Origin of the sequence: Enterobacter sp. Bisph1, from assembly GCF_000814905.1 — a bacterium.
GTDB lineage: Bacteria > Pseudomonadota > Gammaproteobacteria > Enterobacterales > Enterobacteriaceae > Kosakonia.
Genome location: NZ_JXAG01000052.1, coordinates 169,553 through 183,522 on the forward strand (window position 1 = coordinate 169,553; position 13,970 = coordinate 183,522).

A 13,970-nucleotide genomic window follows, 5' to 3' on the forward strand; every position below is an offset into this window, starting at 1 on the left:
AGTCCTAAAAAACGTTTATTCAACCGCATACGATTACAGAATAATCCAGGCTGATTGACATACCCGCAGGCACGCTACCGCCCCTGGCTTTCAGTTACCAATACACTGATTGACGCTAAGTTATTGATAGTCATCCATTACACCCTCTTTCCCGAGGCATACATTAGCCCCCAGGATAAAATACGGCAGGAATCACTTTTTGCACTGATTAACAATGTTAAAAATAACATCTCAGGTTTATTAGAATGATGCTTGAGGAATTGTTGCAGCTTAGCCAATAGCAGGCAAGGCAACATTAAGGGGTAAACATCTTTTTAAGAATAATATTAAGGGCAAAGATTTAAATTTTTAGGATTTACCGCATATTGACAAAAACCTGACATAGAATTACGCGTAAGATTATTCCTGATTATTGTTTATAAACGACAATAATTAATCTGCGAAACAATAGGGGAAATAGCGCTTAAATAGTTTTTTCTTATTCCTGGAAATAAGAGTAATCGCAGGTATTCATTGCATTTTTGCGCCGCTTTATCCATCATCGCCTGTTGACATTTGTCATATCACAGAAGGTGTTATTTTTACGATGGAATGGATTGCCGATCCGTCAATCTGGGCCGGTCTTATCACGCTGGTGGTGATTGAGCTGGTGCTGGGTATTGATAACCTGGTGTTTATTGCCATTCTCGCCGAGAAATTGCCGCCGGCGCAGCGAGACCGCGCGCGCGTCACCGGTCTTATTCTTGCCATGCTGATGCGTTTATTGCTGCTGGCGTCTATTTCGTGGCTGGTGACCCTCACCCAACCGCTCTTTTCCGTGCGCGGATTCACTTTCAGCGCCCGGGATTTGATCATGCTGGTGGGCGGTCTGTTCTTGTTATTTAAAGCCACCGTAGAACTGAACGAGCGCCTCGAAGGAAAAGACAGCGATAATCCGACGCAGCGGCACGGCGCAAAGTTCTGGGCGGTGGTGATGCAGATTGTGGTGCTCGACGCCGTCTTTTCGCTGGACTCGGTGATTACCGCCGTCGGCATGGTTGACCATCTGGCAGTAATGATGGCGGCGGTGGTGATCGCCGTTTCCCTGATGCTGCTGGCAAGCAAATCCCTGACCCGTTTCGTCAATAGCCATCCGACAATCGTTATTCTGTGTCTCAGCTTCTTATTGATGATTGGCTTTAGCCTGGTGGCCGACGGGTTTGGTTTCCATATCCCGAAAGGCTATCTGTATGCGGCGATTGGCTTCTCGGTGATGATCGAAGCCCTGAACCAGCTGGCAATCTTCAACCGCCGCCGTTTTTTATCCGCCAACCGCACCCTGCGCCAGCGTACTACCGAAACGGTGATGCGCCTGCTGAGCGGGCGTAAAGAGGAAGCCGATCTGGATGCGCAGGCTTCGTCGATGCTGCGCGATAGCGACGACGACCAGATATTTAACCCGCAAGAACGGCGGATGATTGAGCGGGTGCTTAATCTCAATCAGCGCAGCGTGAGCAGCATTATGACTTCGCGCCACGATATTGAGCATATCGACCTGAGCGCGCCGGAAGCGGAAGTCCGCGCGCTATTAGATAAAAACCAGCATACGCGCATCGTCATCACCGGCGGCGAACAGGACGATAACCTGCTGGGCGTTGTGCATATCCTCGATTTGCTGCAGCAATCTTTGCACGGCGAACCGCTGGATTTGCGCGTACTGGTGCGTCAGCCGCTGGTGTTCCCGGAAGGATTACCGCTGCTGCAGGCGCTGGAGCAGTTCCGCAATGCCCGCACCCACTTTGCTTTTGTAGTAGATGAGTTTGGCTCCGTTGAAGGGCTGGTGACGCTGAGCGACGTGATGGAAACCATCGCCGGTAATTTACCCAACGAGGTGGAAGAGATCGACGCGCGCCATGATATTCAGAAAAATAGCGACGGTAGCTGGACGGCGAATGGCCATATGCCGCTGGAAGATCTGGTGCAATACGTTCCGCTGCCCCTTGATGAGAAGCGGGAATATCACACCATCGCCGGGTTATTAATGGAGTATCTGCAGCGCATTCCGCAGCCGGGCGAAGAGATTCAGGTGGGAGATTACCTGCTGAAAACCCTCGATGTGCAAAGCCACCGGGTGCAAAAAGTGCAGCTTATTCCCCTAAGCGGTGACGAGCGTCTTAATTACGAAGTGTAAAACGGGCCGGGGCTTGCCCCGGCCTGAACTCGCCTGAGCACCTACGCTTTTATCACCGCAATACCGCGCCGGGTAAAGGGTTCGAGAATGTGCGCATCGGTTTGCCCGTCAACCACCAGCGTATTAATCAGCCCAATATCGCCAATCACCCACGGCGAAGCGCTATTGAGTTTTTCCGGCGAAGCCATCACTACGGTTTCCGCCGCTCGCTGCGCCATCGCATACTTAATCCGCGACTCTTCAAAATCACCGGTGCTTAACCCGGCTTCGGCATGCACACCGGTTACCCCCATAAAAAACAGATCGGCACGCACGCGCGCAATCTCCTCCAGCGCCGCCGCGCCGACGTTAACGATAGAGTGCTTATATAACTGACCGCCAATCATCACCACCTTGATCAAGGGATGCTGCGCCAGCCCAACGGCGATGCTCGGGCTGTGGGTCACCACGGTAATCTGCAAATCCTCACCTAAGCAACGGATCAACTCGCTGGTGGTGGTGCCACCGTCGATCATTACTACCTGCCCCGGCGCTATCAGTTGCGCCCCTTTTTGCGCGATGCGCTGTTTAGCCGCGGATTGCACGGTCTGGCGCTCGGAAAAGGTCACAACCGCAGCGGAGGCCGGGAGCGCCCCGCCGTGCACCCGCTGTAAGCGCCCTTCTGCCGCCAGCTCGCGTAAATCGCGGCGTACCGTATCTTCCGAAATACCGAATTGCTCACTGAGCTGCTTCGACAGTACCTGTCCCTTTTCGGCAAGGCGGGCGAGGATTATCTGTTTGCGTTGCGGGGTCAACATAGCGGCGATCCTGTTTGCACGAATTATCTTGTTTGCGCACGAAACTGCACGTTAAGATGGCAATCTTACGCAACGAGGAGCGAATATGCCATCTGAAAATGCACACATCCGCATCATTGGGTCTACGCCGTTATCGGCAGACTGGGGAAAACTCACCAAATACACCTTCGATCTCCGTCGCCGCGACGGTGAATGGCAGCGCCAGAGCCGTGAAGTTTACGATCGCGGCAACGGTGCGACGATCCTGCTGTATAACCGGCGTAAAGGCAGCGTGATCCTGACCCGGCAGTTTCGTTTACCGCTGTTTGTTAACCAGCACAGCGGTTTTTTACTGGAAGCGGCGGCCGGCCTGCTGGATGAGCTGGCCCCGGAAGAGCGTATCAAACAGGAAGCTGAAGAGGAGACCGGTTATCGCCTTGAGCAGGTTGAGAAAGTGTTTACGGCGTGGATGAGCCCCGGTTCGGTCAGTGAAAAGCTGCACTTTTTTATCGCCGAATATGATGACGGCCGCCGCATTAGTGACGGCGGCGGGCTGGTGGAAGAAGGTGAGGATATCGAAGTGGTGGAGATGGATTTTGCCACAGCGCTTGCGGCTATCCGCAGCGGCGAGATTGCCGATGGCAAAACCATTATGCTGTTACAGCATCTGGCGCTGGAAAAATTAATGTAAGGTCTGTTACCGGGTGACGCATTAGCCACCCGGTAAAAAACTCTACATCTTCTCAAGCAGTTTCTTCGCGTCTTTGCCGCTCTGGCGATCTTTGTTGCGATCGGCCCAGTCGTTGAGTCGGCGTTTCGCTTCATCCTGCATATGTTTACGCAGCAGTTGATCGACCTGCAGACTGTAGTTGAGCGCCTGCCACTGGCCATATATCCGCAGGGGAACCGGCGTGCTTTTCAGGAAGTCAATCAGCTCGCCCTGCCCTTTCCAGCCTTCCATCACCCGCACGGCAAAACGGGTGTCCGCCTGCTCTTTAACCAGATCCATTTCACCTTCGCCGGTAAGCGTCAGCAGCGGCGAATGCCCTTGCATATCCCGGAAGGTCATCTCGCCGCGATCGAGGGTTAAATCCGTCGTAAAGCTATCAAGGCGGGTGGCGGTATCGTAATTATCCTGGGTTTGCACATTACTGGTGCGCGCCACGGCCTGCTGAACCAGCAGCTGGAAGTTGAGACCTTCCATACGGCTGTTTTTCAACTCCACATGGGCGCTGCCCTGCCAGTGATGGCGGAAATCGTCGGCATCGATATTTGGCCCGGAGAAATCACCCGCCATCGTCAGACTGCCAGTCAAAGCGATCGGATAGTTAAAGGCTTTCAGGATGGTGCCGATCTCGACATTATCAAGTTTAGGCTGGAAGTCGGCCTGGCCATCATCATTCCGCACATCCAGCGTGCCGGGCAGCGATATTTGTCCGTCTCCCAGTTTACCCTGCAGCGTCGGTATGGTCAGTAAACCGGCATTATTGTTGAATTGCCCCGTCACATCCGCAAACTCCATCCCGCGCCAGCGCACGCTTTTCGCCGCAATGCCAACCTGCGCGGTAAAGGTGCGCAAGCCGTTGTATTGGGGCGTATCCGGGCTGCTGGAGATAATCGGACGCGGCAGGCGGTTCTGCGACTGTCCCTGCTGCGCTGGCGTCGCACTATCGTCGGTGCGCTCGCGCGGCGGTAACAGGTTATCGAGATTGAGGGAATCAAACTGTAAATCCATCGCCCATACCGGCAGGCTGGCGAGCGTAACGCTGCCGCTGCCGGTAAGAGAGGTATCGTTGGCGCGCAGGCTCAGATTGCTCAGGGTCAGGCGCTGCTGCGAACGCTGCCACTGCGCCTGCAGTTGGCCTTCGCCTTCAATGCCTTGTGATGGCAGATCGCCGCCCTGCAGCTGCCATTTCATCTTCTCAATCACGGCGCTGAGATTATGCGGATAGTCGCTGGCGTCCACTTTGGCGCTCAGAGAGAGCGTTAAATCACGCTGGTTACGGTTAATCCGACCAGAAAAATCGAGGTTGCCCTGATGTGACGTATCCTGCTCCATAAGCAGATTGATATCGCGGACCGTCAGCTGCTCCGCTCCTTCATGCTGAAACACCAGCACGCTGTCAGCCACCTGCAGATTTGCGATATCCCACGACCAACCGCGATCCTCTTCCACCTGCGGCAGCGTGTTTTCATGGGGGGCGACGGGCGCATCTTTCATCGGTGCGGCTTCGCTCTGCGGGGTAAGCTGGATAACCGCACCTTTCAGCATCACCTGTTTCACCTGCAGCTGATGTGAAATAAGCGGCCAGAGCGCAACGTCGAGGCGCATATTATCGGCTTTGACCACCGGCGTCTGCGCGCCGGGAGCGGTTAAGGTCATGCGTCCGGAGAGAATACTGAGCTGCGGCCAGACGTGCCAGCGCAGCGGGCCATCAAGCGCCAGCTGATAACCGCTACGGGCTTCTACCTGACGCACCATATAAGCGCGAAAATCGTTGGGGTTGACCAGCAGCACCAGCGCCGAAAGGCCGGCGACCAGCACGACCAACAGGATCATCAGCGTGGTTAACACTCTTCTCATTGCGTCCTCAGCGGGTCTGGTTCACTCAGTCTTTATCAATGCGGCTGGCGACTGCGCCTTGTTGATCGCGATATTTAGCATCTTCGCGCCGATTGTAGGGGCGCTCGGCGGGGCCGGAGAGCGGCTCAAAGCTTAAGGCACCAATCAGCATGCCCGGACGCAGCGCCAACGGCAGTTTGCCTGAATTATAGAACTCGAGCACGATGCAGCCTGACCAGCCGGGATCGATACGATGCGCGGTAACGTGCACCATTAAGCCCAGACGCGCCAGCGACGAGCGACCATCCAGCCAGCCCACCAAATCTGCCGGCAGGGTAACGGATTCAAGAGTCACCGCCAGCGCAAGTTCGCCAGGGTGGAGGAAAAAGGCGTCGCCTTCCGCCAGCACAATTTCATCGCTCATCACCCGGTCAAGGGCGGCGCTGACTTCCTGTTTCGGGCCGCTAAGATCGATAAACGCCGCCGTGTGTCCACTGAATGTGCGGAATTTGTTGCCCAGGCGGACATCTACCGTGGCGCCATTAATACGCTCCACCGGCGGACGCGGATTAATCGCGAGTCGGCCATCATTCAACCAGGCTTCAATATCTCGGTCACACAGACGCATTGCACATTCTCCTTTTGATGCGACACGCCCCTGAACGCGCCTCAGGGGCCAGGCAAATTAACACTGACGATGACAGCCTACCATTATTACTCAAAGAATTGGCTGATTTTGGCTTTCAGGATATCAATGGCGATGCGGTTTTTACCGCCGCGCGGCACGATAATATCGGCGTACTGCTTGGAGGGATCAATAAACTGCAGGAACATCGGACGCACGGTTTTTTGATACTGCGCCATCACTGAATCCATCGAGCGACCGCGCTCGTTAACGTCGCGTTTGATACGGCGCATCAGGCAAATATCGAGCGGGGTATCGACAAAAATAGAGAAATTCATCTCACCGCGCAAACGTGAATCCGTTAGCAGCAGGATCCCTTCCAGAATAATGACCTTTTTTGCAGCGATACGAATCGTTTCCTGCGTACGGGTATGCTCGACATAGCTGTAGACCGGCAGATCAATGGCTTCGCCGCGCTTCAACATCTGCAAATGCTGGAATAACAGACTGTGATCCATCGCGCTCGGATGGTCATAGTTGGTTTTGACACGCTCTTCCATCGACAGATGGCTTTGATCTTTGTAGTAACTGTCTTCCGGAATAACGCCGATATGTTCATCACCGACTTGTTCGCGTAATTCGCGATAAAGCGTACTGGCAATAAGACTTTTCCCTGAAGCCGATGCGCCGGCAATACCGATAATGACGCACTGATGTGACTGATCAGTCATAAATTTAGCGACCTGATTAACCTGGATTGTAAAGGAAGGACGGCGCTAAAGCGCCAAACGCGGGCAATTATAGGGATTTCGTGGTCGTGATACCAGTCGAATAGATGGACATTAGAGGCGGGACAAAAAGTGTCCGACTTTTCCGTGGCAAATGTGAGCTGTCTCGATTAAAGCGCGCAAAAAAGGTGCGCGGTGCGTCTGTTATTCATCAACTCAATAATTAATAACACTATGATGTTAAATTATGCGTACACGGCATATGAATTGTAAATTGTTTGTACTAGCATAATCCGCAATAAAAATTTCATTCGTCGGACTCTGTTCCGGACGGCACAGGGCTTGCGGATAAAGCGGTAATGAAGAAACAATACCAGCGCGTTTTGGTTACCACACCCCATCCTGGACTGCGGTTGCTCAGTTTAGGTCTGCTCACATTTGTTTTTACCCTGTTCTCGCTGGAACTGATTCGATTCGACTCCGTTATTGCCCCGCTGTGGTTTCCCACCGCCATTATGACCGTGGCGTTTTATCGCCATGCGGGCAAAATGTGGCCCGGCATCGCCGTTGCCTGCGCGCTGGGTAACGTGGCCGCTACGGTGCTTATCTTCTCCTTTGATTTTGTCGAACTGCGCTACACCTTTGTCAACGTGCTGGAAGCGGCGCTGGGCGCGATGCTACTGCGTAAGCTGCTGCCCTGGTACAATCCGCTACAAAATTTAGGCGACTGGATACGGCTGGCCATCGGCAGCGCGCTGGTGCCGCCGCTGGTCGGTGGGCTGCTTATCACTCTGCTGGTGCCGTCGGAGAATACGGCGCGTACGTTGATCTATTGGGTCCTGTCGGATGCCATCGGCGCGCTGGCGCTGGTGCCCCTTGGTCTGTTATTTAAACCTCATTACCTGCTGCGCCACCGCAAACCGCAGCTGCTGCTGGAAACCCTGGCGACCCTGGCCATTACTCTCGCCCTCAGCTGGCTGGCGCTGCACTATTTACCCTGGCCTTTTACCGCAGTGATTGTGCTGCTGATGTGGAGCGCCGTTCGCCTGCCGCGCCTCGAAGCCTTTCTGGTTTTTCTTGCCACCGTGATGATGGTGTCGACGATTATCGCTCGCCAGCCGGATCTTGTCTTCACGCCACGAAGCGGAGCGATGCTTAATGCGCCGTGGCTACCGTTTTTAATGATCCTGCTGCCGGTGAACGTAACCACCATGGTGATGTATGCCTTTCGCGCCGAGCGTAAGCACATCAGCGAAAGCGAAGAGCGTTTTCGTAACGCCATGGAATATTCCGCCATCGGCATGGCGTTAGTGGGTATCCAGGGCGATTGGTTACAGGTTAACAAAGCGCTGTGCCAGTTTCTTGGCTACAGCCAGGAAGAGCTGCGCTTGATGACCTTCCAGCAGTTAACCTGGCCGGAAGATTTACCCAGCGAACTAGAACTGCTGGAGCAGTTAGTGCGCGGCGAAGTTCCCACCTGGTCGCTGGAAAAACGCTATTACACCCGGAACGGCGAGGTAGTCTGGGCGCTATTGGCGATGTCCGTAGTGCGTCACGCCGACGGTACGCCGCTGTACTTTATTGCCCAGATTGAAGATATCAACGACCTGAAACAGACCGAATGGGTGAATAAGCGTCTGATGGAGCGCATCACCCTGGCAAACGAAGCGGGCGGCATTGGTATTTGGGAGTGGGAGCTGGAGCCGGACATTATCAGCTGGGATAAGCGGATGTTTGAGATGTACGAAGTACCTCCGCACACCAAACCGACCTGGCATTTGTGGTACGAGCGTATTTTGCCGGAGGATCGCCCGGAAACGGAGCGCGTGATCCGCGATGCGCTGGCGGCCCGCGTCGCGTTTAAGCTGGAATTTCGCGTACCGGTTAAAGAGGGGATTCGCCATATTCGTACCCTCGCTAACCGCGTGCTGAATAAAAATGGCGAAGTCGAGCGGCTGCTCGGTGTCAATATGGACATGACGGAAGTTAAACAGCTTAACGACGCGCTGTTTCAGGAAAAAGAGCGGCTGCACATTACCCTTGATTCCATTGGCGAAGCGGTGCTCTGTACCGATATCAATATGAACGTTACCTTTATGAACCCGGTGGCGGAGAAAATGAGCGGCTGGCCGCAGGAACTCGCCATCGGTCAGCCGTTATTGACGGTGCTGCGCATTACCTTTGGCGACAATGGCCCGGTGCTGGGCAACATTCATAGCGGCGATATGTCACGCACGGCCATTGAGCAGGATGTGGTGCTGCACTGCCGTACCGGCGGCAGCTACGATATTCACTACAGCATTACGCCGCTGAGCACGCTGGACGGACAAAATATCGGTTCGGTACTGGTCATCCAGGATGTCACGGAATCGCGCAAAATGCTGCGCCAGCTCAGTTACAGCGCTTCTCATGATGCCCTCACCCACCTGGCGAACCGCGTCAGTTTTGAAAATCATCTTAAGCATTTGCTGGTGGCGGTGCAGGAGTCACACCACCGTCACGCGCTGGTGTTTATCGATCTCGACCGCTTTAAAGCAGTGAACGACACCGCCGGGCATGCCGCCGGTGACGCGTTACTGCGTGAAATCTCCTCGCTGATGCTCAGTATGCTGCGCTCGACGGACATTCTGGCCCGCCTCGGCGGCGATGAGTTCGGCCTGTTGCTGCCGGATTGCAACGTCGAGAGTGCGCGCTATATCGCCGGGCGGATAGTGGAAGCCATCAATGATTATCACTTTATGTGGGAAGGTCGCCCGCACCGCATCGGCGCCAGCGCCGGGATCACGATGGTTGATGAGACCAACTATCAGGCCTCGGAAGTGATGTCGCAGGCGGATATCGCCTGTTATGCCTCGAAAAATAAAGGACGCGGTGTGGTTACGGTCTACGAAGCGCAGCAAGGGTTGATGCAGCATGAGCGCAGCATACTGTCGCTGGAAGAGCAGTGGCATATGATCAAAGACAACCATCTGATGATGATCGCCCGCGGCGTGGCCTCACCGCGCGTACCGGAAGCGTGCAATTTCTGGCTGATCTCCCTGCGTTTGTGGACCAGCGAAGGGGAAGTGATGGAAGAGCACGCGTTCCGCTCAGCGTTGACGGATGCTGAGCTGATTCGTGCCCTTGACCGACGGGTATTTCATGAATTTTTCCGCAGCCACGCGACGGCGGTAGCCGGCAAAGGTCTTGGGGTCGCCCTACCCCTTTCCATTGTTGGGCTGGCGAGCCAGTCGCTGGTCACCGAACTGCTGCACTTGCTTGAGAGCGGCCCGATGCCGGGGCGGTTACTGCATCTGATTATCCATGCCTATGCGCTGATGCGCGAAGGTAACGCCATTAACGAAAACCTACAACGCCTGCGTCAGGCCGGATGCCACATTATTTTCAGCCATATCGGCCACGATCTGGAAATCTTCGAGCACCTGAAGCCGCAAGCGGTCGATTACCTGCTGCTTGAGCCGGAGCTGGTCAGCAACGTTCACGGTAACCTGATGGATGAGATGATGGTCACCATTATCCAGGGACACGCTCAGCGTCTGGGTGTCAAAAGCATCGCCGGGCCAACCCACCAACCAGTAATGATGGATACCCTGTCGGGAATCGGTATCGACATGATTTATGGCGATATTATTTCCCAGGCGCAGCCGCTGGATCTGATGCTTAACACCAGCTATTTCGCCATTAATTAACCTTCCGCGTTGTGCTCTGGCAACCAGCCCTGGGTATACCAGATATGCAGCAATGCGTAAGAGCGCCAGGGTTGCCAGCGCTGAGCGTAGCGGCGAATCTGCGCGGGCGTCATCCCGGCAAAACGCTGCTTAATCAGGTAATCATCCGGTAGAAACACATCTTTAGCCTGCCAGCCACGCAGGGCGAAATAGTTCGCCGTCCAGCGGCCAATTCCCGGCCAGCTTTGCAGCTGCTTCATGCCCTGCTCGACATCATCCGGTTTAGCCAGCGGAAAGGTGCCGTCGCAAACGGTTTGTGCGAGATAGATTAATGCCTCGCCGCGCTTGATGGGCATGCCCAGCGCTTTAAGTTCTTCCGGCTTCGCCGCTGCCAGCTGCTGCGGGGTGGGAAAGGTGATAAAGCCGGGTGCATCCAGCAAGGGTTCACCGTAGCGCTGCGCCACTTTCGCCGTCAGTTTCGCCGCCATCGCCACGCTGACCAACTGGCCCAAAATCGCCCGTACCCCTTGCTCAAAGGGATCAAGGCTGCCGGGTAAGCGCAAACCCGGGCGCGCCGCGCCCAATGTTCCCAGCGCCTGGTTTACCGTTGCCGCATCGCAATCGAGGTCGAATAAACAGCGCAAGCGCAGCAGACAATGATCCGCCACCGGCTCCAGCCCCTCGCTGAGAGTGACTTTCAGCATTGCTGTGGTTTCATCCGGCTCGGCGGTGATTAACCCGCGATAACCGTTGCAGGCGTACGAGCGCACATAGCGCCGCTCATCAACAACTTCAACGCCCGTAACGGCGCGCGCGCCGAGAAAACCCAACATCCATGACCAGTCATACGGTGGTTGCCACTGCAGTGTGTACATAGCGACTCCTGAAAAGTATCGCTAACAGCATAACAAACCCACGGATTTACGCCTTGCTTAAGCATCGCCTGCTTTATTGACTGGTCAGCTATTTGAGGCTATTTCCCTTACGGATAGACGTTTGGCGCACCGGGCGGGAGGAGAGTAAAATAAGCCTCAAAACGCGGAGAACGGGCTGAAGAAATCGTCTTTATTAATATCAGTAATTAAAAAACTTCCCTGCAATACGCTGGTTAACCACTGCGGATTATTCGCTTTCATCCACTGTTCTTCGAACCACACGTACTTGCCCTTATCAGCCCATTCGTTCATTTTTTGCCTGAACAACGTTGAATAGGCACCCGCAAAGCAGCCTATATTGGCCCATGGATCGACTATCCAGGCTCCTTCGCTGGATAATTCATGTAGTCTTTAGGAATTTAAAAGGGATATGACGGAACATTATTCTATAACAAACGAAATTCGGTCATTCTGCCAGACAGTATTTCGCTTATTAAACGCCACTGATTATTATATCGAGCAGCACGCTGAAGGTTAAGGCTCATAAAAATGTGAAGGCGTCATAGTAAAAATGCGCTTTTTGCCAAAGGTCATAAAACGTAACCACCGAGGATCGTTGGCAATCACCCACTGACGATTGAAACGGACAGATTTCTCTTTCGCTGCCCACTCATCCATTTTTTGCCTGAACCGCGTTAAATAGAAGGAAGAGAAACAACAAATATTGGTCCAGGGATCCACTATCCATGCACCATCTTTTGATAATTTGTTCCAGGGGACGACTTCGCCGAGATAACACAAAGATCATGAACTGTACCCTTGAAGAAGCAGATCGCCGCATTGCCTCCCTTATTCATGAGCGAATTCTGCCAGCATCCTATTACTGTCCATAAATTAATATCCTTCTTTAAGGCTAAAGATACTTAAGGATAAACTTCCGATCGGTAACAAACAATTATCTGCGATTTTTTTAGGGCAATACACTGAGATATATTTTCTTTTTTTATCAGCTCACAAAAAAATCATTTAAAAAATATATTTATTAATATTTAAAGAATTAATAAATTATAAAAAACACAAAAATAATAAAAACCCCTCAAGCCAGAAAGCGTACGCGTTCATTTTCCGGTTGTCGCCCGCCACGCATTCGGCTAAAGTCGCCCCCCTTCTTCACCGGCATGGGGATAACAACGTGTTTGTTGGTTTTGACTACGGTACGGCAAACTGCTCGGTTGCGGTAATGCGCGACGGCGCGGCGCAGCTGCTAAAAATGGAAAACAACAGTACCTTATTACCGTCGATGCTCTGCGCGCCGACGCGCGAAGCCGTGAGCGAATGGCTCTATCGCCATCATCAGGTTGCGGCAACGGAGAGTGAAACGCAGGCGCTGCTGCGTCGGGCGATGAGCTTTAATCGCGAGGAAGATATTGAGGTTACCCCCACCAGCGTGCAGTTTGGCCTGGCGTCACTACGTCAGTATGTACACGACCCGGAAGAGGTCTACTTCGTTAAATCACCCAAATCCTTTCTCGGTGCCAGCGGGCTAAAACCCCAGCAAATCGCGCTGTTTGAAGACCTGGTGTGCGCCATGATGCTGCATATTCGCCAGCAGGCGGAAATGCAGCTGCCGGAACGTATCGATCAGGCGGTGATTGGTCGGCCGATCAACTTCCAGGGATTAGGCGGCGATGAAGCCAACGCCCAGGCGCAAGGGATCCTTGAACGTGCGGCGAAACGCGCCGGGTTTCGTGAGGTGGTGTTCCAGTTCGAACCCGTCGCCGCAGGTCTCGATTTTGAAGCCACCTTAAGCGCCGAAAAACGCGTGCTGGTGGTGGATATCGGCGGCGGGACCACCGACTGCTCCCTGTTGCTGATGGGGCCACAGTGGCGGGATAAAGCCGAACGCAGCGCCAGCCTGTTAGGCCATAGCGGCTGTCGCATTGGCGGTAACGATTTGGATATCGCGCTGGCCTTTAAAAGCCTGATGCCGCTGCTCGGCATGGGTGGCCAGACAGAAAAAGGCATCGCGCTGCCGATCCTGCCATGGTGGAACGCGGTGGCCATTAACGATGTGCCCGCCCAGACCGAGTTTTACAGCGCCGCCAATGGCCGTTTACTCAATGACTTACTGCGCGATGCCCGCGATGCTGAGAAAGTGGCGCTGCTGGTCAAAGTATGGCGGCAGCGCCTGAGCTACCGGCTGGTGCGCAGTGCTGAAGAGAGCAAAATCGCCCTCTCCGGGGACGCGCAGGTGACGGCTCCGCTACCGTTTATCAGCGACACGCTTGCCACGGCGATTGACCAGCAGGGTCTTGAATCCGCCCTCGCTCAGCCGTTGCAGCGTATCGTTGAACAGGTGCAGCTGGCGCTGGCAAGCAGCGCAACAACGCCGGAGGTTATCTATCTCACCGGCGGTAGCGCACGCTCGCCGCTGATAAAAAAAGCGCTGGCGGAAACCCTGCCGGGGATCCCGATTGCCGGTGGCGATGACTTCGGCTCTGTCACCGCTGGTTTAGCGCGCTGGGCGCAAACCCTGTTCCGTTAACCATCCGCCGGGGGCACGGC

General features: G+C 54.3%; 10 protein-coding genes. 4 read left to right on the forward strand and 6 right to left on the reverse strand.

The window, feature by feature from the left end; all coding sequences use genetic code 11:
• The first annotated feature begins 586 nt into the window (after positions 1-586).
• Complete coding sequence (locus RW65_RS20140) at positions 587-2,170, forward strand: TerC family protein (protein WP_039058614.1); 1,584 nt, start codon at positions 587-589, stop codon at positions 2,168-2,170.
• A 41-nt stretch (positions 2,171-2,211) separates the two neighbouring features.
• Here RW65_RS20140 and RW65_RS20145 read toward each other — a convergent pair whose 3' ends face one another.
• On the reverse strand, positions 2,212-2,967 hold the full coding sequence (locus RW65_RS20145; RefSeq protein WP_039058615.1) for a DeoR/GlpR family DNA-binding transcription regulator: 756 nt from the start codon (positions 2,965-2,967) through the stop codon (positions 2,212-2,214).
• 85 nt (positions 2,968-3,052) lie between these two features.
• Between RW65_RS20145 and RW65_RS20150 the strand changes: the two genes are divergently transcribed.
• Positions 3,053-3,637 (forward strand): NUDIX domain-containing protein, encoded by a 585-nt coding sequence (locus RW65_RS20150; protein ID WP_039058616.1) that lies wholly within the window; start codon positions 3,053-3,055, stop codon positions 3,635-3,637.
• Between the two features lie 42 nt (positions 3,638-3,679).
• Here the strand turns inward: RW65_RS20150 and asmA are convergent, their stop codons facing one another.
• The 3 genes from asmA to udk form a co-directional block, all read right to left on the reverse strand.
• Positions 3,680-5,530, reverse strand: coding sequence for an outer membrane assembly protein AsmA (gene asmA, locus RW65_RS20155; RefSeq protein WP_039058617.1), 1,851 nt, complete (start codon positions 5,528-5,530; stop codon positions 3,680-3,682).
• A 25-nt stretch (positions 5,531-5,555) separates the two neighbouring features.
• A complete protein-coding gene (dcd, locus tag RW65_RS20160) occupies positions 5,556-6,137 on the reverse strand; it encodes a dCTP deaminase (RefSeq protein ID WP_039058618.1) in 582 nt (193 codons plus the stop codon).
• Between the two features lie 86 nt (positions 6,138-6,223).
• Complete coding sequence (gene udk / locus RW65_RS20165; protein WP_039058619.1) at positions 6,224-6,865, reverse strand: uridine kinase; 642 nt, start codon at positions 6,863-6,865, stop codon at positions 6,224-6,226.
• Between the two features lie 356 nt (positions 6,866-7,221).
• On the opposite strand from udk, the gene RW65_RS20170 reads away from it, so the two are divergent.
• On the forward strand, positions 7,222-10,551 hold the full coding sequence (locus RW65_RS20170; protein WP_039058620.1) for a diguanylate cyclase: 3,330 nt from the start codon (positions 7,222-7,224) through the stop codon (positions 10,549-10,551).
• Here the strand turns inward: RW65_RS20170 and alkA are convergent.
• Both alkA and RW65_RS22795 read right to left on the reverse strand, forming a co-directional pair.
• The gene (alkA, locus tag RW65_RS20175) at positions 10,548-11,405 is read right to left on the reverse strand and encodes a DNA-3-methyladenine glycosylase 2 (protein ID WP_039058621.1); all 858 of its coding nucleotides are present in this window, start codon (positions 11,403-11,405) and stop codon (positions 10,548-10,550) included. The genes RW65_RS20170 and alkA overlap by 4 nt on opposite strands.
• A gap of 156 nt (positions 11,406-11,561) precedes the next feature.
• Positions 11,562-11,717, reverse strand: a complete 156-nt coding sequence (locus tag RW65_RS22795; RefSeq protein WP_156124039.1) for a hypothetical protein — start codon at positions 11,715-11,717, stop codon at positions 11,562-11,564.
• Between the two features lie 880 nt (positions 11,718-12,597).
• On the opposite strand from RW65_RS22795, the gene yegD reads away from it, so the two are divergent.
• Positions 12,598-13,950: a molecular chaperone gene (gene yegD / locus RW65_RS20180; protein ID WP_039058622.1), complete on the forward strand. Its 1,353-nt coding sequence runs from the start codon at positions 12,598-12,600 to the stop codon at positions 13,948-13,950.
• Positions 13,951-13,970: the final 20 nt, after the last annotated feature.